The sequence below is a fragment of the Duganella rhizosphaerae genome (assembly GCF_040364205.1).
Lineage (GTDB): Bacteria > Pseudomonadota > Gammaproteobacteria > Burkholderiales > Burkholderiaceae_D > Rugamonas > Rugamonas rhizosphaerae.
On the sequence record NZ_BPWK01000012.1, the window covers coordinates 28,514 to 52,786 of the forward strand.

Genomic DNA, 24,273 nt, shown 5'->3' on the forward strand with positions numbered 1-24,273 from the left:
TCAGTGTTCCCGCATCAGCGTGGCGATGCGCTCGTCGATGACGCGCGTGTGGTCGCCGGTGGCGATGTCGTAGAACACGGCGGCGGCGATTTCCTGCTGGTGCACCGCCTGCGTGACGATGGCCTTGAGCTTGTTGGCGATCGGGTAGAAGAACAGGTTGGCCAGGCCGACGCCGTAGATGGTCGAGACGAAGGCCACGGCGATGCCGGAACCGAGCTTGCTGGGATCGGACAGGTTTTCCATCACGTGGATCAGGCCCAGCACCGCGCCCAGGATGCCGATGGTGGGCGAATAGCCGGCCGCCGATTCCCAGATGCGCACCGCCTGGCGTTCTTCGGTTTCGTAGGCGGTGATTTCGGTGTCGAGGATCTGGCGCAGCTTGTCGGGGTTGATGCCGTCGACGATCAGGCGCAGGCCCTTGGTGTTGAACTGGTCCTTGGAGGCGAGCATATAGCGCTCCAGCGACAGCAGGCCGTCGCGGCGCGCCGCCAGGTTCCAGGCGTTGATGTCGCGCGCCAGCACGGCGCGGGTGTCGGCCGGCGGCGCGAACACCAGGCGCAGCATGCGCACGCCGCGCATGAAGGTCTTGAAACGGGTCTGCAGCATCACCGCGCCGAAGGTGCCGATGACGACGATCGCGAACGCGGCCGGCTGCAGCAGCGACGCCAGCTTGCCGCCTTCGAGCGTCTGGCCGACGATGATGCCGGCCAGCGCCAGCAGCACCCCGGCTACGCTGGCCCAGTCCAAGACCGCTCCCGAAGTGAGGCGCGCAGCCGCGCCACGGCCTGCGTATGCAGCTGCGATACGCGCGATTCCGATACGCCCATGACGGCGCCGATTTCTTTCAAGTTGAGCTCCTCTTCGTAGTACAGCCCCATCAGGATTTTTTCGCGCGGCGGCAAGGCGTCGATGGCGTCGATCACGGCCTGGCGGAAGTCGCCGTCCAGCAGCGAGCGCAGCGGGTCGCTCTCCTCGTCCGAGCAGTAACGGTCGAGGAAGCTGTCGTTGCCGTCGTCGTCGTGAAAATCTTCGTAGTACACCAGCTGGTGGCCGCCGCCGTCGGACAGCATTTCCTGATAGTCGGCCAGCGACAGCTTGAGCATCTTGGCCACTTCCGATTCGGTCGGCGGATGGCCGAGGCGCTGCTGCAGCGTGCTCATCGCGGTTTCGATCTTGCGCATGTTCTGACGCATCGAGCGCGGCAGCCAGTCGCTGTTGCGCAGTTCGTCCAGCATGGCGCCGCGGATGCGCAGCACGGCGTAGGTTTCGAACTGGGCGCCATGGGTATCCTCGTAACGGCTGATGGCGTCGAGCAGGCCGATCATCCCGGCTTGCACCAGATCGTCGACTTCGACGCTGGGCGGCAGTTTCGCCTTCATGTGATGGGCCAAGCGCTTGACCAACGGCATATGCTCCGTCAGTAAAGAGTCCTTGTCCACTTTCCCTTTGACCGTGTACATAGCCGTTTATTATTGGTTAAGCGCTAAAATTGTGATGCTCCCTTAACGGAAAGATGGCGAGCCGGCCAGCGCGAAGCGCCCCGCCAGTTGACGAAACGCGACCGAAGCCCCGGCCAACGGAAACGCATCGACCACCGCACGCCCCAAGCGTGCCGCGCGTTGCAGGTATTCATCCGCCGGCACCGATCCCATCGAAACGAGATTGACCGCCAGGTATCGGCTGGCTGCCTGTGCCATATTATCGTATACCACCTTTGCTTCCGATTCGGAAGCCCCGGTGACCAGAATTCCAAACGGCCGCCGACCCAGCTCCTGGTTCAGGCGCTTGATCATACTGTACGCGGCCTTGATCGAGGTAGCGCTATTCGATACCTGCACCACGATTTCCGAGCTGGCCATGACCGGCACCGGGAAGGCCACGCCGTCGAACTCGCCGTCGACGATGACGATGCCGGTCTGCTTGGCCAGCACGTCGAAGGCCTTGGCCAGGCGGCGCGTCTCGTCCGGGCCGCTGCGCGCCACGCCGCGTGTCATCGACGCCACAGCGAAGCCTTGCGGCACCTGGTGGATCACCTGGTTGAGCGCGCATTCCTGGCGCGCCACGTCGAGCAGGCTGGCGCCGCCGTCCACGCCCAGGCGCGAGGCCACGCCATGGGCGCTGGCGCAGGCGTCCACCAGCAGCACGTCGTTGCCGGCGCGCGCCAGCGAGGCGCCCAGGTTGACCAGCATGGCGCCCTTGTCGTCCTGCGGCGTGGCCGACAGGAAGGTGACGATGCGGGGCTGCGGCCCCGCCAGCATGCGGCGCAGTCCCTCCGCCTGGTCGAAATCGAAATTAGCCAAGGTGCACCTCGCGCATTGCTTGCTCGTGCTGGCCGTTGCTCATCAGCAGGGGCAGTTCGGCGTCCAGGTATTGGGTGGCGGCGACATCGCGTTTCAATTTGAAAGCGCGGTCGATCAGGTAGGCCGGATCGGCCAGGTGCAGGTCTTCCGGCACGCGCTGGCCGTTCGACACGTAGAACAGGTTGAGTTTTTGGCGGATCACCACGTCGAGCACGTTGCCGATCGCGGCCGCTTCGTCCAGCTTGGTCATGATGCAGCCGGCCAGGCCGCTGCCCTGATAGGCGCGCACCACTTCGTTCAGGGTTTCCTGGGTGGCCGTGGCGTTCAGGCACAGCAGGCGCTTGACGTCGGAGCCGGCGCCTTGCAGCATCGAGACCTGTTCGGTCACCATCTGGTCGCGCTGGCTGACGCCGACCGTGTCGATCAGCACCGTGTGCTTGTTCTTCAATTCCTTGAGGGCGATGCGCAGGTCGGCTTCGTCCTTGACCGAGTGCACCATCACGCCGAGGATCTTGCCGTAGATGCGCAGCTGCTCGTGGGCGCCGATACGATAGGCGTCGGTGGTGATCAGGGCCAGCTTGTCCGGGCCGTGGCGCATCACGCAGCGCGCGGCCAGCTTGGCGGTGCTGGTGGTCTTGCCGACGCCGGTCGGGCCGACCAGCGCGAACACGCCGCCCTGTTCGATCAGCGCGTCTTCGTTGGCCATGGTTTGCAGGTTGCGGGTCAGGACGTTCTTGATCCAGCGCAGGCTGTCGGCGGCGTCGCGGTTGGCCGGCAGTTTTTCGATCAGGTAGCGCGCCAGGCTGGCCGAGAAACCGGCCGCCAGCATCTCGCGCAGCACGGCGGCTTTCTGCGGCTCGCGCGCCTGGGTGGTGCCCCAGGAGATTTCGGCCAGCTGGGTTTCCATCATGCCGCGCATGGCGCGGATTTCGCCCATCATGTTCTGCATTTCGGCGGCGGCGTTCTGCTTGGCGCTGGCGACGGCGGCGCTGACCATGGCGGCGATCTGGTCGACGTCCAGCGCAGTCTGGGCCTGAACCGGAGCCGGTGCCGGCGCGGCGGCTGCGGCCTTGGTGGCGCTGGCGAACGACGAGGCGGACGCCACCACGCGGCGCACCGGTTGCGCTGGCAGGGCGGCCGGGGCCGGAGTTGGGTAGTTGTTGTCGATGCTGCGCTCGAAGCGCGGTTCCATGCGCTGTTCCTGGCGCGGCTCTTGACGCTGCTCGGCGCGGCCTGACGGCAAGGCGCTGCCCAGGTCGAGCGACGGCGCCGGTTCGGCCATCGGCGAATGCGGCGCCGGCATGGACAGCGAGGCCGCATCGTCGTTGGCCAGGGCCAGGATTTCAACGCCGCCGTCGGCCTGGCGGTTGGACAGGATCACGGCGTCGGGGCCGAGCGATTCGCGGACTTTGCGCAGCGCCTCGCGGGAAGTCGGTGCGGTAAATTTTTTGACGTTCATGGCCGGCTCTCAGGAGTCTAAGTCAAGCAATGCGTCTTCCGGATGAGACGCCTTTACTCTGACAGTGCCATTATTGACGATGCACTCTGGAAACGATCCGACGAACAGGGGGGCAAATGGGCCGCATTTCACCATTGCGGCCGAGGCGGCTTAGTTGTCGCGGAAAACCTCGTCCAGCGTCGCGGCGTTGACGAAGTTGCGGGCCCAGGCGGACAGCTGCGGCACGTCCGCCTCCGCGATGCGCGACAGCACATGCGCATCGAGCGGGCCAAAGCGCTGAATCAGCAGCTCAGCGAGCACCTCGGCCCACCCTTCCTGCCTACCTTCCTGCCTACCTTCCTGCCTACCTTCCCGTCTGCCTTCCTGCCTGCCTTCTTGCAGGCCTTCTTGCCGACCTTCTTTCAAGCCTTCTTTCCGGCCAATTTCCATTCCTATACGTTCAATAGAAGACAAGTAAACCATGGCCTTCCTCCTTTCTATTTGCAACATGCCGGATCGCAAACGCACCTCAAGCCCCTTCGGCAGGCGCATGATCCAGTCGATCACCCGGTACAAGTTGATGATACGCTGCCTGTCCCAATCACGCTGATACAGTAGTTTGGTGAGCTTCCATTTGGCGATGCGGCGCCGATGAGCGTTACCTTTGGTCTGCCGCGCCTGCAAATGCGCCAATGTCACCAACGCAAAGGGATTCTCGTGCTGCTGCAATTCATCAAGGCGGTCAGCAAAGTCCAGCAGTTTAGCGACCGGAAATTCAATCCCCATCCTGCAACCAAGCAGACGATAAGCAAACGACGAAGGCCGCCAACGCTTGCCGCCATCGGTCAGCAACGCCAGGCTGGCGACGGGTCGCTGATAGCGATCATAGACACGATAATTGTAGACAAACATGCGCTCGGCAAAGCGCGCATCACGCCACCCCTGCACCTCCAGATGCACCAGCACCCATTGTTCGCTGCCGTCATGCAAATACACGCTAACCAGCTTGTCGAGCACGCGCTTGCCCAGTTCCGCATCGCGCGCCAGCGCGCCGAACTCCTGATCGAGAAAAGTGTGCGGCCGCGACCAGTCGATCGCCGCATGCGCAAGGGAAAAGTAGAACGCCATGAATTCGGGAAAATGGTGCACGACCACTTCCTTCCACGGCGTATCGAAATCGTCGTCATCCATGCGAGCAGTCTAGGCCGCCCGCATGAAGGCATGCGCGATCCGCTCAAACTTATGCCGGCTGCTGGCCCACCAGCGCCGTCACGCGGATGGTCTTGGTCTCCGGGATCTCGGCATGCGAGAGCACCTTCAGCTGCGGCAAGGCGCGCCGCAGGAAGCGCGACAGCAAGGCCCGCAGCGGGCCCGGCACCAGCAGCACCGGCGTCAGGCCCAGCGCCTCCTGCTGCTGCGCCGCCGCCTGCGCCTGCTGGGCGATGGTGTCGGCCAGCCCCGGCTCGATGCCGGCGCCGTCCGGACCGCTGGCCGCCAGCGCCTGCATCAGCAGGCGTTCCAGGCGATTGTCCAGCGTCATCACCGACAGCTCGCTGGCGCCGGGGAACAGCTGTTGCACGATGGCGCGGCCCAGCGAGATGCGCACCAGCGCGGTCAGGTCGCCCGGATCCTGCGTGTGCACGGCATGCTCGGCCAGCGTCTCGATGATGGAGCGCATGTCGCGGATGTGCACGCCTTCCATCAGCAGGTTCTGCAGCACCTTCTGCAAGGTCGACAGCGACACCATCTTCGGCACCAGGTCTTCCACCAGCTTGGGCGCATCCTTGCCCAGGTGGTCCAGCAGCGACTGCACCTCGGCCCGGCCCAACAGCTCGGAAGCGTGGGTGGTGATCAGGTGGTTCAAGTGGGTCGCCACCACCGTGCCGGCGTCGACCACCGTGTAGCCCATGCCCTGCGCCTGGTCGCGCAGATTGGCGTCGATCCAGGTGGCAGGCAGGCCGAAGGCCGGATCGGTGGTCACCATGCCCGGCAAGGTGCCGCTGGCCATGCCCGGATTGATCGCCAGGAACTGGCCGTTGAAGGCCTCGCCCGTGCCCACTTCCACCCCCTTGAGCGTGATGCGGTAGGCCGATGGCTTCAATTCCAGGTTGTCGCGGATGTGCACCGGCGGCGCCAGGAAGCCCACCTCCTGCGCGAACTTCTTGCGGATGCCCTTGATGCGCTTGAGCAGTTCGCCGCCCTGGGTCTTGTCCACCAGCGGGATCAGGCGATAGCCCACTTCCAGGCCCAGCGTATCGACCGGCATGATGTCCTGCCAGCTGGCCTCTTCCTGCTCCGGCGCGGCGGCCGGCGACGCGGCCGCCTCGGCCGCCGCCACTTCGGCGATCTTGCCCTCTTCGGCCTTGCGCGTCATCATGTAGGCCGAGCCGGCCAGCACGCCGGCCAGCAGCAGGAACACCAGGTTGGGCATGCCCGGAATCAGGCCCATGCCGCCGATGATGGCGGCGGTGATGTACAGCACCTGCGGCTTGGCGAACAACTGCCCCACCACCTGGGTGCCGATGTCCTGCTCGCTGGCCACGCGCGACACCACGATACCGGCCGCGGTCGAGATCACCAGCGACGGGATCTGCGCCACCAGGCCGTCGCCGATGGCCAGCAGCGTGTAGTTCTTCAGCGCGTCGGCAAAGGTCAGGTCGTGTTGCAGCAGGCCGACCAGCAGGCCGCCGACCACGTTGATCACCGTGACCAGGATGCCGGCCACGGCGTCGCCGCGCACGTACTTGCTGGCGCCGTCCATGGCGCCGTAGAATTCCGCCTCCTGCGCCACTTCGCTGCGGCGCTTGCGGGCGTCGGCCTCACCGATCAGGCCGGCGTTGAGGTCGGCGTCGATCGCCATCTGCTTGCCCGGCATCGCATCCAGGGCGAAGCGCGCGCCCACCTCGGCGATACGGCCCGCACCCTTGGTCACCACGGTGAAGTTAATGATCGTCAGAATAATGAACACCACGATGCCGACCGTGTAGTTGCCGCCGATCAGGAAGTGGCCGAAGGCTTCGATCACCTTGCCGGCGGCGTCGGGGCCGTTGTGGCCCTCGGTCAGCACCACCCGGGTCGAGGCCACGTTCAGCGACAGGCGCAGCATGGTCGACACCAGCAGGATGGTCGGGAAGGCCATGAAGTCCAGCGGCTTGACCGTGTACAGGCTGGTCAGCAGCACGATCACCGCCAGCGCGATGTTGAAGCTGAAGAAGATGTCGAGCACGAAGGCCGGCAGCGGCAGCACCATCATCGCCAGCAGCATGATGATCAGGATAGGCGCGGCCAGGCTGCTCTTGTTGCGGCTGTTGGCGATGCCTTGCAGCCATGGCGGCAGTTTCAGGTTGCTCAGGGCGTTCATGCGGGTGCTCCGTTATTCAAGTCGGGTTTCTGCTTTTGCGATGCGGGGTTGAGCGGATCGAGCTCAGGCGGCACATCGAGCGTCTTCGGTATATCCGGGCGGTTGCCGTTGCCCTTGCTGAACAGGCGCAGCTGGAACACATAGGCCAGCACTTCGGCCACGGCCGAGTACAGCGCTTCCGGAATCTCGTCGCCGATCTCGGTGTGCTTGTGCAGCGCCCGCGCCAGCGCCGGCGCTTCCAGCATGATCACCTTGTTCTCCCGTGCGATCTCGCGGATCTTGGCGGCCACTTCGTCGGTGCCCTTGGCCACCACCTTCGGCGCGCCGCGCATGCCGTCGCTGTACTTCAGCGCCACCGCGTAGTGGGTCGGGTTGGTCACCACCACGTCGGCGGTCGGCACGTCGGCCATCATGCGGCGCTTGGCCATCTCGCGTTGCAGCTGGCGGATCTTGGCCTTGATCTGCGGGTTGCCGTCGGATTCCTTGGATTCCTGGATCAGCTCCTGGCGGGTCATCTTCAGCTTGTTCGCGTAGTGCCACATCTGGTAGGGACCGTCGATGGCGGCGATCAGGCCCAGCGCGCCGACGATGAACAGGAAGCTGCTGCCCAGCATATTGAGCGTGTGCGTCATGCCCAGCTTGAGCGGCTCCACCGCCAGGCCGATCACGGCGTCCTTCTGCTTCATCACCACCAGCCAGGCCACCATGCCCACCACCAGCGCCTTGGCCACCGCCTTGAACAGCTCGACCAGCGAGTTGGTCGAGAACATATTGCCGAGGCCGTTGGCGGGATTGAGTTTGTTGAAGTTGGGCGCGATCGCCTTGCCGCTGAACAGCCAGCCGCCCACCAGCAGCGGCGAGGCCAGCGCGACGATCATCACCGCGATGCCCAGCGGCAGGCAGGCGAGCATCACGTGCACCACGTCGATCAGGATGCGGTTGAGCAGAATGTCGGCATCGAAGATTTGTTCCTGGTTCAAGGTCAGGCCGGACACCAGGGCGGCGTTGAGCTGGCGTATCAGCCCCTCGCCGGTCATCCACAGGCCGGCGCCGGCCGCCATCAGCACGGTAAACGTCGCCACTTCCCGCGAACGGGGAACGTCGCCCTCTTCACGCGCCTGCTCGAGGCGCTTCGCTGACGCGGGTTCGGTCTTTTCTGCGTCGCTGTCTTCTGCCATGGAATCTGCCTGCTGCGGGGTTTATCTCGACCGTGCCATTATCGGCCGCGGCAGGACCGGGCCATCGCCGGAATACGGCGGTATTTCCGGCCCTGCTCGTAGATTCCTTACGGCAATTTCCGGCCGGCCGGCTCGGCGACCGCCTGCTTGACGGCCTGCTCGATGGCGCCGAACACCGATTTGCCGTCGCCGCCCAGCATTTCGATGCGGATCGTGTCGCCGAACGCCATGTAGGGCGTCAGCGGCGCGCCGCCGGCGATGGTCTCCAGGCAGCGCTGCTCGGCGATGCAGGAATAGCCGCGCTTGGCGTCCTTGTTGGACACCGTGCCCGAGCCGATGATGCTACCGGCCCGCACATTGCGCGACTTGGCCAGGTGGGCGATCAGTTGCGGGAAGTTGAACACCATGTCGACCCCGGCCTGCGGCTTGCCGACCAGCTTGCCGTTCCAGGTCGACAGCAGCGGCAGGTGGACCTTGCCGCCCTTCCAGGCGTCGCCCAGCTCGTCCGGCGTGACCGCCACCGGCGAGAAGCTGGTGGCCGGCTTGGACTGGACAAAGCCGAAGCCCTTGGCCAGCTCGTCCGGAATCAGGTTGCGCAGCGACACATCGTTGACCAGCATCAGCAGGCGGATGCGCTGGTGCGCCTGGTCCGGCGTCGCGCCCATCGGCACGTCGTCGGTGACGACCGCCACTTCGGCCTCGAAATCGATGCCCCACTCCTCGTGGAACAGTGCGATATCGTCGGTCGGCCCGAGAAAATCGTCGCTGCCGCCCTGGTACATCAGCGGATCTTCCCAGAACGACGGCGGCAGCTCGGCGCCGCGCGCCTTGCGCACCAGCTCGACGTGGTTGACGTAGGCCGAGCCGTCGGCCCACTGGAAGGCGCGCGGCAGCGGCGCCATGCAATTCTTCGGTTCGAACTCGAAGCTGCGGCGGGCGCGGCCCTGGTTCAGTTCCTGGTAGATGGCGTCGAGCTGCGGCGCGATGAAAGTCCAGTCGTCCAGCGCGCGCTGCAAGGTGCGCGCCACGCCGTCAGCCAGCTGCGCGGTCTTGAGGTCGCGCGACACCACCATCAGCTGGCCGTCGCGGGTGCCGTCCTTCAGCGTTGCCAGCTTCATGCGGCGGGAGCCAGGGTGGGAGCCAACAAGGCCAGTTGTTCCGCCGTCAGATAGCACCACTCGCCTTCGGCGATGCCCAGCGACTCCAGCGTCAGCGCGCCGATGGCGGAGCGATGCAAGGCGCTGCAATGGTTGCCGGCGGCCGCCAGCATGCGCTTGACCTGATGGTACTTGCCCTGCTCCAGCACGATTTCGAGCTGGTGCTCGCCGCGCTTGACGCAGGTCTGCGCCGCCAGCGGCGCCGGCTCGTCGTGCAGCTGCACGCCGGACAGCAATTGCGCCACCAGCTCGTCGGTGACGGGCTCCTGGGTGGTGGCCTGGTAAATCTTCGGCACATGGCGCTTGGGCGACGATTGCGCGTGGATGAAGGGGCCGTCGTCCGACATCAGCAGCATGCCGGTGGTGTCGTGGTCGAGGCGGCCGACCGGCTGCACCTCGCGCCAGCTGAACTGCTCGGGCAGCAGGGTCAGCACGCCGGGATGGTGGCTGGGCTTGCGCGAGCATTCGAAATTGGCCGGCTTGTTGAGCGCGATGTACAGGTGCTCGCGGTAGACCCACTCTTCGTCGAAGATGGTCAGCACCAAGCCATCGGTCTCGATGCTGGCTTTGTAGTTGTCGTGCACGACGCCACCGATGCTGACTTCGCCGTCTTCGATGAGGGAGCGGCAATACTTGCGGGTGCCATAACCCTGCGATTGCAGGATGCGGTCTAGGGATAATTTACTCATGGCCGGATTTTACAGGATGCGGATGGCAGCGGGAAGGCGCGAATTATTGCAGCGCAGCATTCATTCTAGATAGTCATCAACCTTGATGCATATCAAGTCCCGCGCCAATTCCATTGATAAACTGAAATTGCAATAGGAATCCGCCTACTGCATTAGGAAAGCTCAGCAGGACTTACCATGTCTACCTTACTCTCCGTTACAACAGCGGCGCAAGAACAGGCCGCCATGCACAGAACCGAACTGCTGTTGGCGCGCTGCAGCAGCTGCACGCCGCCCACCGACACGCCCGGGGGGCCGCTGGAGCGGTGGCATGCCGCCCGCCAAGCTCAGTTCCTGGCCTGGCTGGACGCCGGCGGCTTCGCACAAAACGACGCCGCAATTGAAAACAGCGGCATTGCGCCGCTGTTTTCAGCCCCATTACAGGACTCTTTACGAGGAATCGAAATTCTCTCTACTCCGCATCAATGATGCGGTTGAGTAGTTCCATCAAACTGAACAAGATCGTGCTGACAACAAGATAAACTGTTTATATCGGCCCCCCTTGGAAAGAACTACAACACCACTATAGTCCAACGGGTCGGATATGCAAGCATGAAAAAGGCTGGATTGATAATGTTAATCGCCAGTCCAGTGATGCGATCACTGCGACTAACGGCCAGCCCGCCTCCGCGCCAGCTTAGCGCAGGCTGGGCTTGACGTTATCCATCGCCGATTTGACCGCGCCGGCGCCCATCGCCGCGCCGAATTTCTTCAGCACGCGCTCAGGCAAGCCTTCATGCTGGGTGTAGTCGATGATGTCTTCGGCCTTGACCACGTCGCGCGCCACGCTGTCGACCGTGCCGAAGGCGTCTGCCAGGCCCATGTCGATGGACTTGGCGCCGGTCCAGAACAGGCCGGAGAACATCTCCGGGCTTTCCTTCAGGCGCTTGCCGCGGCCGCTGCGCACCACCTGGATGAACTGCTGGTGGATCTCGTTGAGCATGGTCTGCGCGTATTGCTTGTGCTTTTCGGTCAGCGGGCTGAACGGGTCCATAAAGCCCTTGTTCTCGCCGGCGGTCAGCAGGCGGCGCTCGACGCCGACCTTTTCCATGATGCCGGTGAAGCCGAAGCCGTCCATCAGCACGCCGATCGAGCCGATGATGCTGGCCTTGTTGACGTAGATGCGGTCGGCGCCGGCGGCGATGTAGTAGCAGCCGGAGGCGCAGATTTCATCGACCACCACGTACAGCGGCTTGGCCGGATAGCCCTTGCGCAGGCGCACCATCTCGTCGACGATCATGCCGGCCTGCACCGGGCTGCCGCCGGGACTATTGATATGCATCACCACCGCCACCGAGCCGCTGTCGGAAAACGCCTTGTTCAGCGCAGGAATCACCACCGAGGCGGCGCCGCTGCCTTCGGACTCGATCGCGCCTTCGATCTCGATCAGCGCGGTATGGCGGCCCAGGGTTTCCTCCGAACCGGTCCAGCTGATGTCCAGGTAGGCGCTCAGCCCGACCACGATCACCAGCAAGGTCACGGCCTTGAAGAAGATGCCCCAGCGGCGCGCCGCCTTTTGCTCCTTGAGCGTGGCAAACACCAGCTTTTCCAGCACCTCGCGCTCCCAGTTGGATGCGGCGACGCTCGCCTTGACCGGCGCAGGTGGCGCCGATGCTGGTTTTTCGGCGCTGTTGCCGCCATTTTCGCTAGTGTTATCGCTCATAGTTCTCGTTTAATGTCAGTCAGGCGCGCGCGGGGCGCACGTAGTCATCCGGTTGCCAGAAAATCTGCTGATCGCGCTCTACCACGCTGATCGGGCGCAAACGTCCGCCTTTGCATGGCCCGCCGGCGCAGAAACCGCTTTCCGGCGCATAGATCGCGCCGTGGGTGGAACACATCAGGTACAGCCCGCTGGACTCGAAGAACTCGCCTTCGGCCCAGTCCAGTTCGATCGGCACGTGAGCGCAGCGGTTCAGGTAGCCATACACCTTGCCGCCATAGCGCACCACGAAGCCGGTGCCGTCGTCGCCGCCGGCGGTCACCAGGAAGCGCACGCCCCTGCCGCCTTCCAGCACGGCGTCGGCGGCGCAGATCAGGATATCTTCGTCGGCCATTACGCGTGCTCGCTCAGCCATTGATGCAGCTCGGCCACCGTGGCCGCCGAGTACAGCGGGTTGCAGGCCGCCAGCTGGTCGGCCGGATGGGCGCCGTACTGCACCGCGATGGCGGACGCGCCGGCATTGTTGGCCATCAGCAAATCGTGTGACGTATCGCCGATCATCACGGTACGGCGCATATCCTGGCCCAACTCCCGCGTCAACTCCTGCAGCATGGCGGGATGCGGCTTGGAGAAGGTTTCGTCCGCGCAACGGGTGGCGTCAAACATGGACAACAGTTTGACGTCGTTCATGGCGCGGTTCAGGCCGACCCGGCTCTTGCCGGTGGCCACCGCCAGGAAATAGCCGTTTTGCGACAGCTCCGTCAGCATGTCGTGCACGCCGGGGAACAGCGTCAGCTCGTGGTCGCGCGACAGGAAGTGATAGCGGTAACGTTCCACCATGCGCGGATAGTAGGACGGATCGATCTCCGGCAATACCGCCTGCATGGCTTCATGCAGGCCGAGGCCGATCACATGGGCGGCAACGTCGTCACGGGGGATCGGCAGGGACAAGTCCCGCGCCGCCGCCTGTATGCACTTCACGATGGTTGACGTTGAATCCATCAACGTTCCATCCCAATCGAAGACGATTAAATCAAATTGCTTTCTTGCCATGTGTTCCGGCCTGCTATCGCGGGCCGGCTCCTTCAATAATATTTGCGATTAGTTAAGAGGTTTCCCCAAGCTTACCAAGAATCGCTCACATTCGGCAGCCAATGGCGCGTTCAGCGTCATGATTTTGCCGGAATCTGGATGGGTAAAGGTAATCTGATGGGCGTGCAGGAACATGCGCTTGAGCGCGCCGCGCGTGGCGTCGGCTTTCAGCAAAACACGGTTCAAGGCGAAATCGCCGTACTTGTCGTCACCCAGGATGGCGAAGCCGGAAGATGCCAGGTGGACGCGGATCTGGTGGGTGCGCCCGGTTTTCAGTTCGGCTTCCAGCAGGGCAAAGTCCTTGAATTTCTTCAGCAGCGAAAATACCGTGTGCGAAGGCATGCCCTCGGCCTGCACTGCCACGCGGCGCTCGCCGTCGGCCGTGGTGTATTTGTGCAGCGGCAGCTTGACGTGCTGGCGCGCGTTCTTCCAGTCGCCCGCCACCATCGTCAGGTAACGCTTGTCGGTATGGCCGTCGCGCATTTGCTCGTGCAGGTTGGTCAGCGCCGAACGTTTCTTGGCCAGCAACAGCAAGCCGGAGGTGTCGCGGTCCAGGCGGTGTACCAGCTCGAGGAACTTGGCGTCCGGGCGGGATGCGCGCAGCTGCTCGATGACGCCGAAGGACACGCCAGAACCGCCGTGCACGGCCACGCCGGCCGGCTTGTCGATCACCAGCAGGTGGGCATCCTCGAAAATGACCTTGAATTCAGCCGCCGGCACATGGGTGGTGTCGGCCTTCTCGGCGATGCGGACCGGCGGAATACGGACGATATCACCTTGTACCAGACGGTACAGCTGATCGATGCGCCCTTTGTTAACCCGCACCTCCCCCGAGCGCAGAATCCGGTAGACGTGACTCTTCGGCACGCCCTTGCAAACACGCAATAGGTAGTTGTCGATACGCTGACCGGCTTCTTCTTCAGTAATGGTGACGAACTGCGCTTGGAGCGGAACATCTTGCGGTGTTGAAGGTGGGATAACATCTTTTTGTTGCTTCATTTGCTCTGTCTTCCCAGAAATCTCTCTAAGTCCTTCATTTTGAATATATAATTGTTTCGCTGCGGTTCCATCTGCTGCAAGTGTAAGAATAAAAGCACATTTTACACAGGGGCGTCTCCACTGGCCTCGCCAAATTGCAAATTCAGAGGAAAAAATGTATACGCACCACCCCTGCCGGAATCAAGGTTGCACCGTTGTTGTAATCGGATGTCAGCAGGGATGCTGAATTAATATGGTTGGATTGTAAGGATAAAGTCCGGCCAGCTCGGTCTTAGTGTCGAGCTGGCCGGTTGATGAAGTTGATAACGCTTGCCGTTTTCGCCAAACCCCATGCTTTGCTGCAAGCTCGACGGAAGGCTGAAACAAGCCTGGTTACCGAAGTTGCAATACTTGTAGTATGTAAGCCTGGTCAGGATTTGGCTCTCAACGACGTTGCTCACCGCCTGCATTTCTCTGCCGTCCGTTAGGGGCCGCATGGATGAGTTGCTGGTGATGCGAGCACTCGGCATGTCGATCGACCTCATGCGCCCAGTTGCAGCCGCAACGCGAACGGTTTCGTCCGCGTTACTGCGCCGCACAGAATGGGCATACCCACCGCAATCACATTAATTCTCGCGTATATCCCTGTACCACGCTGCCTCGGTCCTAAGAAACCGAGCGGCACAGAGATGACCTACGGGTCGCGGAGTTAATAAAAATGAAACGCATGTTGTTTAATGCTACGCAGCAAGAAGAACTGCGCGTAGCGATCGTCGACGGTCAGAAACTGATCGATATCGACATCGAAACCGCCGGCCGCGAACAGCGCAAATCCAACATCTACAAAGGCGTGATCACCCGCATCGAGCCGTCGCTGGAAGCTTGCTTCGTCAGCTACGGCGAAGATCGCCACGGTTTCCTGCCATTCAAGGAAGTAGCACGCACTTACTTCCGCGAAGGTGTCGATGTCCGCACCGCCTCCGTCAAGGAAGCGCTGCGCGAAGGCCAGGAAATCATGGTCCAGGTGGAAAAGGAAGAGCGCGGCAACAAGGGCGCCGCCCTGACCTCCTTCGTCTCGCTGGCCGGCCGCTACCTGGTCCTGATGCCGAACAACCCGCGCGGTGGTGGTGTTTCCCGCCGCGTCGAAGGTGAAGAGCGCCAGGAACTGCGCGAAACCATGGACAAGCTGGACTTGCCGCCAGGCATGTCGGTGATTGCCCGCACCGCAGGTATCGGCCGCAACGTCGACGAACTGCAGTGGGACTTGAACTACCTGATGCAACTGTGGCGCGCGATCGAAGGCGCCGGCAAATCGGCATCCGGTGCGTTCCTGATCTACCAGGAATCGTCGCTGGTGATCCGCGCCATCCGCGATTACTTCCAGCCTGACATCGGCGAAATCCTGATCGACACCGACGACATCTACGAACAAGCTCATCAGTTCATGAGCCACGTGATGCCGGACATGGTGCACCGCGTGAAGCGCTACAGCGACGACGTGCCGCTGTTCTCCCGCTTCCAGATCGAGCACCAGATCGAAACCGCCTACAGCCGCACCGTGCCGCTGCCATCGGGCGGCGCCATCGTGATCGACCACACCGAAGCGCTGGTTTCGGTCGACGTCAACTCGGCCCGCGCCACCCGCGGTTCGGACATCGAGACCACCGCCTTCAACACCAACTGCGAAGCCGCCGAAGAAGTGGCCCGCCAGCTGCGCCTGCGCGACCTGGGCGGCCTGATCGTGATCGACTTCATCGACATGGAAGTGGCCAAGAACCAGCGCGAAGTCGAACAGCGCCTGAAAGACGCGCTGCACCACGACCGCGCCCGCGTCCAGATGGGCAAGATTTCCCGCTTCGGCCTGATGGAACTGTCGCGCCAGCGCCTGCGTCCATCGCTGTCCGAAGGTTCGCACGTGACCTGCCCGCGCTGCTCCGGCACCGGCCATATCCGCGACACCGAATCGTCGGCCCTGCAAGTGCTGCGCATCATCCAGGAAGAGGCGATGAAGGAAAACTCGGCCACCATCCACGTGCAGGTTCCCGTGGACGTGGCAGCCTTCCTGCTGAACGAAAAGCGCGGCGAAGTGCTGAAGATCGAGACCCGCCACCGCATCAGCATCATCCTGGTGCCGAACAAGCACCTGGAAACCCCGCACTACAAGCTCGAGCGCATCAAGCACGACGATCCGCGTCTGGAAGAAAGCCAGGCGAGCTACTCGCTGGCCGAGCAAGCCGAAACCGACATGGCCTACAGCAAGCGCCAGAAGGAAGAAGCCAAGCCGCGCCAGGAAGCCATGGTCAAGACCATCACCCCTGACCAGCCGGCACCGCTGGTCGAGCGCAAGCCGACCGAGACCGTCATCAAGCCAGCGCCGGCCCCAGTGCCAGCACCGGCCGAGCAAGGTTTCTTCGCCAAGCTGTTCAGCTTCCTGAGCCCGAAACCGGCGCCGACGGCCCTGCCGCAGCAGCCGACCATCGTGGTCAAGGCGCCGTCCGGCGACCGTGGCGACCGCAACGCGCGTGGCCCACGTGGCCGCAACCGTAACGGCAAGGGCGCAGGCCGTGGCGAGCGCGAAGAGCGCGAACCAGGCGCAGCCCGTCCGGCAGCGGACGAAGCGAAGGCAGTCGACGCCAATGGCCGTCCGGCACGCCCACCGCGTCCACCGCGCGAGCCGCGCGAACCGCGTGAAAACCAGGCAGCAGAAGGCCAGGCGCCACGCGAACGCGCAGAACGTCCGGAACGCGCCGAGCGCACCCCGCGTCCTCCGCGTGAACCACGCGGCGAGAAAGCTCCGGTCGAAGCCAAGGTTGAAGAGTTGGCGCTGAACGTCGGCGTGCCGTCGACCGGCCCGGTGACCGAAGCGGCCACCAGCATCCTGAAAACCGCGCCGAGCACCGGCCCGGAGGGTGATGAAAACGAAGCAGCGGTGGACGGTGAAGAGCCGCGTCGTCGTCGTCGTCGTGGCGGCCGCAACCGCAATCGTCGCGACCGTGACGGCACCGAAGGTGTTGAAGGCGCGGAAGGCCAGGAATCGGCCGCCGGTGAAGCTGCTGAGCAAGGCGAGCAGATCGCCCTGAGCTTCAGCCCACCAGCAGCCGAGGCAGCAGTGGCTCCGGCAGCAGCCGCGGTGGTGGAAGCACCGGCCGTGGAAGCACCAGCCGTGGTTGCGCCAGTCGCCGCCGCGCCAGTGGTTGCCGAAGCACCGGCCGCCGAGCCAGTCGTTGCGGCAGTCGTCACGCCGGAACCGGCGCCAGTCGCAGCGCCAGTCGTTGAAGCGCCAGCCGTCGTAGCTGAAGTTGCCGCACCTGTGGTTGAAGCTGCGCCTGTCGTCGCCGAGCCAGTAGCTGTCGCGGTGGAAGCACCAGCAGCGCCGGTCGTCGCGGAAGCGCCGGCCGTGGTGGTGGAAGTTGCCGCACCAGTCGTGGCGGAAGCCGCGCCGGTCGCAGTTGCTCCTGCGCCTGCTCCAACGCCAGCTCCGGCTCCAGTTGCAGCGCCAGTGGTTGCCGAGCCAGTGGCTCCGGTCGCCGCAGCGCCTGCACCGGTAGCCGCACCAACGCCAGCACCGGCACCGGTCGCACCGTCGGCCCCGATCGACCTGCAAGCAGTGCTCGGCTCCGCCGGCCTGACGCTGGCAGCCACCGATCCAGCCAAGCTGCGCGCCGCGCAGGAAGCAGCCGCCAACGCGGTAGCACCGGCCCGCGTTCCACGCGAACGCAAGCCGCTGCCGCCGCAAAATGACGAGCCGCTGGTCCAGGTGGACACCCGCCGCTAATCGCAACGGGTAGCAAACCAAAAAGCCCCGCCGGCCTGAACGCGCTCAAGAGCGCGCTCGGTGCCGGCGGGGCTTTTTTAATGGAGCCCTGCCCCACCGATTTGGCGGCGGCGTGCTATCGTAGCTTCTTGTAGTTGTCCAACCGTTGTCCCGCATTTCAAAAACAGCAAGATTGTAGAGTCATGGCAGAGAAAATTATCATGATGGCCAACCAGCGCCCCGCGCCGCCGGCCGTCCCCGCTATCCTGGAAGCGCCCACCGGTCTGTTGAGCGATCAGCTGGCCCGTCCGCTGCACGACCTGCGCATCTCCGTCACCGACCGCTGCAATTTCCGCTGCGTCTACTGCATGCCCAAGGCAGTGTTCGACAGCGACTACCAATACCTGCCGCACACCTCGCTGCTGTCGTTCGAAGAGATCACGCGGCTGGCGCAAACGTTCGTCGCCCACGGCGTCGAGAAGATCCGCCTGACCGGCGGCGAGCCGCTGCTGCGCAAGAACATCGAAAAACTGGTCGGCATGCTGGCCGAACTGAAGACCGTCCACGGCAAGCCGCTGGACCTGACGCTGACCACCAACGCCTCGCTGCTGGCCCGCAAGGCGCAGTCGCTCAAGGACGCCGGCCTGCAACGCATCACCGTCTCGCTCGATGCGCTCGACAACGCCACCTTCCAGAAAATGAACGATGTCGATTTCTCGGTCGACGACGTGCTGCACGGCATAGACGTGGCGCACCAGGTGGGCCTCGGCCCGGTCAAGATCAACATGGTGGTCAAGGCCGGCATGAACGATCAGGAAATCCTGCCGATGGCCCGCCACTTCAGGAACACGCCCTACATCCTGCGCTTCATCGAATACATGGACGTCGGCGCCTCCAACGGCTGGAAGATGGACGAAGTGATTCCGTCGGCCGAAGTGGTGCGCCGCATCCACGCCGAGATGCCGTTGGAGCCGCTGTCCGCCAACTACACCGGCGAAACCGCCGCGCGCTGGCGCTATATCGACCACAACGGCGACGGCAGCGGCGAGATCGGCCTGATCTCGAGCGTATCCCATGCCTTCTGCGGCGACTGCACCCGCGCGCGCCTGTCGACCGAGGGCAAGCTGTACACCTGTTTGTTCGCCACCAGCGGCCACGATCTGCGCGCCCTGCTGCGCGACGGCCGCAGCGACGAGGAAATCAGCACCGTGCTGGCGCAGCTGTGGCGCGCGCGCGGCGACCGTTACTCGGAACTGCGCACCAATAACACCGACGGCCTGCAACGCAGCGCCAACAAAGTGGAAATGTCTTACATCGGAGGGTAGTTTGTCTTTGAAGAGCAAGGTCACCGGACTGATACTGGCGGGCGGGCGCGGTACGCGCATGGGCCGCGTCGACAAGGGTTTGCAGCCGTTCCGCGGCGCCACGCTGGTCGAACATGTGATGCGCCGCCTGGCGCCGCAAGCGGCCACCGTCGTCATCAACGCCAACCGCAACCTGCCGCAGTACCAGGCCGTGGCCGGCGAAGCGCCGGTGCTGCCGGACTACCTGGACGGCTTTGAAGGCCCGCTGGCCGGCTTGCAGATCGGCCTCCAGTACTGCCCCACCGAACTGCTGCTGACCGCTCCGTGCGACTCGCCCTTCCTGCCTGAAGACCTGGCCGAACGCCTGTACGCCGCGATGCAGGCGCAGGACGCCGACGTCGCGCTGGCCGTCACCATGGAATCCGACGACGGCGCCGAACCGCACCGCCAGCCGCACCCCGTGTTCGCCCTGCTCAAGGCCAGCCTGCTGCCGCAGCTCGACGCCTACCTGGACACCGGCGCGCGCCGCATGGAAAGCTGGTTCAAATCGCTGCGCGTGGCCGAGGTGATGTTCGACCACGCCGACGCTTTCCGCAACATCAACACGCTGGCCGAGCTGCAGCAGCACGAGCGCGCCCCAGCGCCCACCGCCACCGTCCGCGCAGCCGATCCCGGCGCCCTGCCCGTGGCCGAGGCGCAGCGCATCATCTGCGAACGCGTAACGCCGGTAGCCGCCACCGAACGGCTCGCGCTGCGCGACGCCCTCGATCGCGTGCTGGCCGACGACATCATCTCGCCGATCAACGTGCCGGCCTACGACAACTCGGCGATGGACGGCTACGCGCTGCGCGGCGCCGACCTGCCCCCGGCCGGCGCTCCCGACGCCACGTTCAAAGTGATCGGCATCGCCTACGCCGGCCGCCCGTGCGTGCAGGCGCCGCAAGCCGGCGAGTGCATCCGCATCATGACCGGCGCCGCCATCCCGCCCGGCTGCGACAGCGTGCTGCCGCAGGAACTGGCCGCGCACATCGGCGAAGACACCGTCACCATCCGCCACGGCGCCATCCGCACCGGCGCCAACCGCCGCTTCGCCGGCGAAGATTTGAAGGCCGGCGGCATCGCCCTGGCCCGCGGCAAAATCATGCGCCCCGCCGACCTGGGCCTGGTGGCCTCGCTCGGCATCGGCGAAGTCGCCGTGCGGCGCAAGCTGCGCGTGGCCTTTTTCTCCACCGGCGATGAACTGCGTTCGCTGGGAGAACCCCTCGACGACGGCTGCGTCTACGACAGCAACCGCTACACGCTGTTCGGCATGCTGGCGCGGCTGGGTTGCGACGTCATCGACATGGGCATCGTGCGCGACGATCCGGCCGCGCTGGAAGCGGCGCTGCTGGATGCCTGCGCCAACGCCGACGCCATCATCACCTCCGGCGGCGTCTCCGAGGGCGCGGCCGACTACACGCGCGACATCCTCGGCCGCATCGGCGACGTCGCCTTCTGGAAGCTGGCGATGCGTCCCGGCCGTCCGCTCGCCTTCGGCCAGGTCCGCAGCGAGGCAGACAACGCCTGGCTGTTCGGCCTGCCCGGCAATCCGGTGGCGGTGATGGTGTCGTTCTACATGTTCGCCCGTCCCGCGCTGCTGCGCATGATGGGCACGCAGGCGACGCAACAGGCGATGCAGGCCCGCGCCACGGAAGCCATCCGCAAACGCCCCGGCCGCACCGAATACCAGCGCGGCATCATCAGTTCCGGCACCGACGGCGCGCCGCAAGTGCGCCTCACCGGCGCCCAGGGCTCCGGCATCCTGAGCTCCATGACGGAGGCGAACTGCATCGTCGTGCTGCACGAGGCGCAGGCGGACATCGCCGCCGGCGAGATGGTCGAGGTGCTGCTGTTCGATGGCTTGATCTGAGCAGATGATCCAGCCCGACGGAGCCGCCTCCCCGCGCCTGCGCATCCGCAACCTGCAGTCGCCGCTGGCCGGTCCGTTTTCCTTCGACCTGCAAGCGGGCCAATGCCTGACCATCTCCGGCCCATCTGGCGCGGGTAAAAGCCTGTTGCTGCGCATGCTGTGCGATCTCGATCCCAACACCGGCGAGGCCATGCTGGACGGCCTGCCGCGCTCCGGCATGAGCGCGCCCGAGTGGCGCGCCGGCGTGGTCTACCAACCCGCCGAAGCCGCATGGTGGCTGCCGACCGCAGGCGACCATTTCAAGCCCGCGCAGATGGCGCGGGTGCGCGAGCTGCTGCCGCAGCTGAACCTGTCGCCAGCGCTGCTGGAAGCCGACATCAGCCGCCTGTCCACCGGTGAGCGCCAGCGCATGGCCCTGGTGCGCTCGCTGGCCTGCAAGCCGCAGGTGCTGCTGCTGGACGAACCCACCGCCGCGCTGGACCCGGCCGCAGTCGCCGCCACCGAACAGCTGCTGCAAAAAGAGCTGGATGCGGGATTGGCCATCATCCTGGTCACGCACTCGGAAGCGCAGGCGCAAACGCTGGGCCATCGCAGCATGACGATGTGCGAGCGCCGCCTCACCGAAAACCAGGCCGCGCCATGAGCACTGGCGTGACCCCGATCCAGCCGGGCGCCATCGACCTGGCCATCGCCTCCTCGCTGGTGCTGCTCAATGCCGGCATCTCCGCTTACCTGGGCTTGCGCATGCAGCGCAAGATACTGTGGTCCGCCACCCGCATGGTGGTGCAGCTGCTGCTGGTCGGGCTGGTGCTGCGCTGGGTGTTCGCGCTGGCGTCTCCGGCGGCCACGCTGGCCGTGGCGATGCTGATGATCGTCGCCGCCGCGCGCGAGGTGGCGATGCGGCCCGCGCACGGCCTGCGCGGCTGGCCCGGCGTGTGGCTGGCCACCGCCAGCGTCGGCCTGTCCAGTGTCGCCACCGCGGTGCTGGCGCTGCTGACGGTGCTGCATCCGACGCCTTGGTACGAGCCGCAATACGCGATCCCGCTGATCGGCATCGTGCTGGGCAACGTGCTCAATTCGGCCAGCCTGGGATTGGACACCTTCTACGGCGGCGTGATCAACGCGCGCAACGCCATCGAAGCGCAGCTGGTGCTGGGCGCCACCCGCAACGAAGCGCTGGCGCCGCTGATCCGCGAATCGGTGCGCAAGGGACTGATCCCGCTGATCAACCAGATGTCGGCCGCCGGCATCATCACCCTGCCCGGCATCATGACCGGCCAGATCCTCGCCGGCATGGACCCGATGGACGCGGTGCGCTACCAGATCCTGCTGATGTTCCTGCTGGCCGGCGGCAGCGGACTGTCGGTCACGCTGGCGGTCTACCTGGCGGCGCGCAGCGTCACCGACGAGCGCCACCGCCTGCGGCTCGAACGCCTGGCCAGCCGCTAGCAGGACACTAGCCGGCGCGCCGCAACGAGGCCACGCCCATGCGGGCGCTGGCCGCGACCAGCAACATGCCGCAGGCGAGTCCGGCGAACGCCAGCGGCAATCCGAACGCATGCGCCACAAATCCTATCAGTCCCGGCCCGGCCAAAATACCTGCGTAGCCGATGGTGGTGATGGCGCTGATGGCCAGGCTGGCCGGCATGTCCTGCTGGCTGCCCGCGGCGCTGAACAGCACCGGCACGATGTTCGATGCGCCGGTGCCGATCAAGGCAAAACCGGCCAACGCTATCCATGGCGACGGCGCCAACACCACGCTCAGGAATCCCAATGCCGCGCACAAGCCGCCCAACAGCAGCAGTCGCGCGCCGCCCCAGCGCTGCACCAGCTTGTCGCCATTGAGCCGCCCGACCGTCATCGCAACGGCGAAGGCCGCATAACCAAGTCCGCCCTGCCCGGCCGTGAAGCCGCCGCCGCTGGTCAGGAACACTGCGCTCCAGTCCAGCACCGCGCCTTCGGCCAGGAACACCAGCGAGCATAAGGCGCCGATCCATACCACCGCGCCGCGCGGCATGGCGAACAAGGGCGCGTCGCGTTCCGACGGTGCCGGGTCGCGCAACAGGTGCGGGCCGGCGTACACCAGCACCAGCCCAACGGCGGCAGCCAGCACCAGCGACGACGCGACCAGCTCCAGTCCCGCCCACAGCATCAGCGTCATGCCGCCGGCGCCGACGATGCCGCCCACGCTGAACAGGCCATGAAATCCCGACATCAGCGCGCCGTCGTATTCCTTCTCGACGATCACGGCCTGGATATTCATCGCCACATCCAGCGTGCCTATCGTCGCGCCGAACAGGAACAGCACCAGCGCCAGCGACCACGCCGTCGGCGCCATCGCAAGAAAGGGAAACACCAGGCAGCATCCGAAGCCGGACAGCAGGATGACGCGGCGGCAGCCGAAGCGCGCGGCCAGCACGCCGGTCACCGGCATCGCCAGCAGCGAACCTATGCCCAGGCAAAGCAGCAGCAAGCCAAGCTGGCCCGGCTCGACGCCGGTGCGCGCCTGCGCAAACGGCACCAGCGGCGCCCAGGCCGACATCGCCATGCCGGCGGCCAGGAAGGCCAACCGGGTTGAAACACGTTGTTGCAAGCCGGTGCTCATGGGGGCCGCTTTCATTATTCGGCGCGCAGCAGGCGGGTGCCGGCTGCGGAATAGGCATCCATCAATCGCGCATCGGTATCCTGCTCGACCACCAGATGCGTCAACTGGGCGATCGGCAGCACCAGGAAGGACGCGACCGCGCCCAGTTTCTCGGCGGTGGCGACGACGGCGGTGGCCTTGCTGTGCGCGGCCAGGCGGCGCTTGAATTCGGCCTCTTCGAAATCGACGGCGGTGATGCCGGCATGCAGATCGACGCCGCAGGCGCCGATGAAATACAGGTCCGGCCGCAGCAGCTCCACCTCGCGCAGCGCGGTCGCGCCGACGCTGCCGCCCAGGCCCTGCTTGACGCGGCCGCCGATCATGATCAGTTCTATGTGGGGACTGTCCAGCAGCCGCGCCGCGATCGAAGGCGCATTGGTCAGCACCGTCAGCGGCGATTTCGGCAAAGCCTCGGCGATGGCCAGGTTGCTGGAACCGGCGTCGAGGAAGATCACGCTGCCCGGCGTCACCAGCGTGGCGGCGGCCGCGGCCAGGCGCGATTTGCCGGACTGCTGGCGGCCAAGGCGCTGGCTCAGCGTGCCGCTTTCCGGCGCGGCGGCGATGCGCACGGCGCCGCCATACACTTTCTGGCACAAGCCGGCGGCGGCCAGGTCGCGCAGGTCGCGCCGTATCGTGTCTTCGGTGACGTTCAGGTCCAGCGCCAGCACGGCGGCAATCACGCGGCCGTCGGCCTCCAATTGCTTCAATATCAGGTCATGGCGCTCTTGCAGCAGGAGATTTTCACGTTTCATGCGCAAAAGTGTACACAC

Annotated in this window: 21 protein-coding genes; 6 read left to right on the forward strand and 15 right to left on the reverse strand. The window is 64.9% G+C overall.

Annotated features, from left to right (window positions below; translation table 11 throughout):
* From RUGAMON1_RS22745 to RUGAMON1_RS22785, 9 genes are all read right to left on the reverse strand, one after another.
* The gene (locus RUGAMON1_RS22745) at window positions 1-747 is read right to left on the reverse strand and encodes a flagellar motor protein (protein ID WP_445232680.1); all 747 of its coding nucleotides are present in this window, start codon (window positions 745-747) and stop codon (window positions 1-3) included.
* Window positions 729-1,460 carry an RNA polymerase sigma factor FliA gene (locus RUGAMON1_RS22750; protein WP_116990414.1) on the reverse strand — a complete coding sequence of 244 codons (732 nt, stop codon included), beginning with the start codon at window positions 1,458-1,460 and terminating at the stop codon, window positions 729-731. The genes RUGAMON1_RS22745 and RUGAMON1_RS22750 overlap by 19 nt, the downstream gene beginning before the upstream one ends.
* A 42-nt stretch (window positions 1,461-1,502) precedes the next feature.
* On the reverse strand, window positions 1,503-2,300 hold the full coding sequence (locus tag RUGAMON1_RS22755; protein WP_445232681.1) for a MinD/ParA family ATP-binding protein: 798 nt from the start codon (window positions 2,298-2,300) through the stop codon (window positions 1,503-1,505).
* The gene (flhF, locus tag RUGAMON1_RS22760; RefSeq protein WP_445232682.1) at window positions 2,293-3,759 is read right to left on the reverse strand and encodes a flagellar biosynthesis GTPase FlhF; all 1,467 of its coding nucleotides are present in this window, start codon (window positions 3,757-3,759) and stop codon (window positions 2,293-2,295) included. Before flhF ends, RUGAMON1_RS22755 begins: the two co-directional genes overlap by 8 nt.
* 150 nt (window positions 3,760-3,909) lie before the next feature.
* Window positions 3,910-4,929 carry an RpnC/YadD family protein gene (locus tag RUGAMON1_RS22765; protein WP_445232683.1) on the reverse strand — a complete coding sequence of 340 codons (1,020 nt, stop codon included), beginning with the start codon at window positions 4,927-4,929 and terminating at the stop codon, window positions 3,910-3,912.
* A gap of 49 nt (window positions 4,930-4,978) precedes the next feature.
* Window positions 4,979-7,099: a flagellar biosynthesis protein FlhA gene (flhA, locus tag RUGAMON1_RS22770; RefSeq protein ID WP_445232684.1), complete on the reverse strand. Its 2,121-nt coding sequence runs from the start codon at window positions 7,097-7,099 to the stop codon at window positions 4,979-4,981.
* Window positions 7,096-8,277: a flagellar biosynthesis protein FlhB gene (gene flhB, locus RUGAMON1_RS22775; protein WP_445232685.1), complete on the reverse strand. Its 1,182-nt coding sequence runs from the start codon at window positions 8,275-8,277 to the stop codon at window positions 7,096-7,098. The genes flhA and flhB overlap by 4 nt, the downstream gene beginning before the upstream one ends.
* A 107-nt stretch (window positions 8,278-8,384) precedes the next feature.
* The gene (locus RUGAMON1_RS22780; RefSeq protein ID WP_445232686.1) at window positions 8,385-9,395 is read right to left on the reverse strand and encodes a fumarylacetoacetate hydrolase family protein; all 1,011 of its coding nucleotides are present in this window, start codon (window positions 9,393-9,395) and stop codon (window positions 8,385-8,387) included.
* Complete coding sequence (locus RUGAMON1_RS22785; protein WP_445232687.1) at window positions 9,392-10,123, reverse strand: pseudouridine synthase; 732 nt, start codon at window positions 10,121-10,123, stop codon at window positions 9,392-9,394. The genes RUGAMON1_RS22780 and RUGAMON1_RS22785 overlap by 4 nt, the downstream gene beginning before the upstream one ends.
* 177 nt (window positions 10,124-10,300) lie before the next feature.
* Between RUGAMON1_RS22785 and RUGAMON1_RS22790 the strand changes: the two genes are divergently transcribed.
* Window positions 10,301-10,591: a hypothetical protein gene (locus tag RUGAMON1_RS22790; RefSeq protein ID WP_445232688.1), complete on the forward strand. Its 291-nt coding sequence runs from the start codon at window positions 10,301-10,303 to the stop codon at window positions 10,589-10,591.
* 208 nt (window positions 10,592-10,799) lie between these two features.
* Here RUGAMON1_RS22790 and RUGAMON1_RS22795 read toward each other — a convergent pair whose 3' ends face one another.
* From RUGAMON1_RS22795 to RUGAMON1_RS22810, 4 genes are read right to left on the reverse strand one after another with little or no spacing between them, the layout of a single operon-like run.
* Complete coding sequence (locus tag RUGAMON1_RS22795; RefSeq protein ID WP_445232689.1) at window positions 10,800-11,825, reverse strand: S49 family peptidase; 1,026 nt, start codon at window positions 11,823-11,825, stop codon at window positions 10,800-10,802.
* 19 nt (window positions 11,826-11,844) lie between these two features.
* Window positions 11,845-12,216, reverse strand: a complete 372-nt coding sequence (locus RUGAMON1_RS22800; RefSeq protein ID WP_445232690.1) for a Rieske (2Fe-2S) protein — start codon at window positions 12,214-12,216, stop codon at window positions 11,845-11,847.
* Window positions 12,216-12,875 carry an HAD-IIIA family hydrolase gene (locus tag RUGAMON1_RS22805; protein WP_445232691.1) on the reverse strand — a complete coding sequence of 220 codons (660 nt, stop codon included), beginning with the start codon at window positions 12,873-12,875 and terminating at the stop codon, window positions 12,216-12,218. The genes RUGAMON1_RS22800 and RUGAMON1_RS22805 overlap by 1 nt, the downstream gene beginning before the upstream one ends.
* Before the next feature lie 48 nt (window positions 12,876-12,923).
* Window positions 12,924-13,913, reverse strand: coding sequence for an RluA family pseudouridine synthase (locus tag RUGAMON1_RS22810; RefSeq protein WP_445232692.1), 990 nt, complete (start codon window positions 13,911-13,913; stop codon window positions 12,924-12,926).
* A gap of 697 nt (window positions 13,914-14,610) precedes the next feature.
* On the opposite strand from RUGAMON1_RS22810, the gene RUGAMON1_RS22815 reads away from it, so the two are divergent.
* The 5 genes from RUGAMON1_RS22815 to RUGAMON1_RS22835 all read left to right on the forward strand — a co-directional run bounded on the left by RUGAMON1_RS22815 (window position 14,611) and on the right by RUGAMON1_RS22835 (window position 22,308).
* Window positions 14,611-17,667 carry an Rne/Rng family ribonuclease gene (locus RUGAMON1_RS22815; RefSeq protein ID WP_445232693.1) on the forward strand — a complete coding sequence of 1,019 codons (3,057 nt, stop codon included), beginning with the start codon at window positions 14,611-14,613 and terminating at the stop codon, window positions 17,665-17,667.
* A gap of 182 nt (window positions 17,668-17,849) precedes the next feature.
* Window positions 17,850-18,971 carry a GTP 3',8-cyclase MoaA gene (gene moaA / locus RUGAMON1_RS22820; protein ID WP_445232694.1) on the forward strand — a complete coding sequence of 374 codons (1,122 nt, stop codon included), beginning with the start codon at window positions 17,850-17,852 and terminating at the stop codon, window positions 18,969-18,971.
* A 1-nt stretch (window position 18,972) separates the two neighbouring features.
* Window positions 18,973-20,859 (forward strand): molybdopterin molybdotransferase MoeA, encoded by a 1,887-nt coding sequence (moeA, locus tag RUGAMON1_RS22825; RefSeq protein WP_445232695.1) that lies wholly within the window; start codon window positions 18,973-18,975, stop codon window positions 20,857-20,859.
* A 4-nt stretch (window positions 20,860-20,863) separates the two neighbouring features.
* A complete protein-coding gene (locus RUGAMON1_RS22830; protein WP_445232696.1) occupies window positions 20,864-21,502 on the forward strand; it encodes an ABC transporter ATP-binding protein in 639 nt (212 codons plus the stop codon).
* Complete coding sequence (locus RUGAMON1_RS22835; RefSeq protein WP_445232697.1) at window positions 21,499-22,308, forward strand: ABC transporter permease; 810 nt, start codon at window positions 21,499-21,501, stop codon at window positions 22,306-22,308. Before RUGAMON1_RS22830 ends, RUGAMON1_RS22835 begins: the two co-directional genes overlap by 4 nt.
* Window positions 22,309-22,315: 7 nt before the next feature.
* Here RUGAMON1_RS22835 and RUGAMON1_RS22840 read toward each other — a convergent pair whose 3' ends face one another.
* Both RUGAMON1_RS22840 and RUGAMON1_RS22845 read right to left on the reverse strand, forming a co-directional pair.
* The gene (locus RUGAMON1_RS22840) at window positions 22,316-23,464 is read right to left on the reverse strand and encodes an MFS transporter (protein ID WP_445232698.1); all 1,149 of its coding nucleotides are present in this window, start codon (window positions 23,462-23,464) and stop codon (window positions 22,316-22,318) included.
* A 14-nt stretch (window positions 23,465-23,478) separates the two neighbouring features.
* The gene (locus tag RUGAMON1_RS22845) at window positions 23,479-24,255 is read right to left on the reverse strand and encodes a DeoR/GlpR family DNA-binding transcription regulator (protein ID WP_445232699.1); all 777 of its coding nucleotides are present in this window, start codon (window positions 24,253-24,255) and stop codon (window positions 23,479-23,481) included.
* Window positions 24,256-24,273 lie beyond the last annotated feature (18 nt).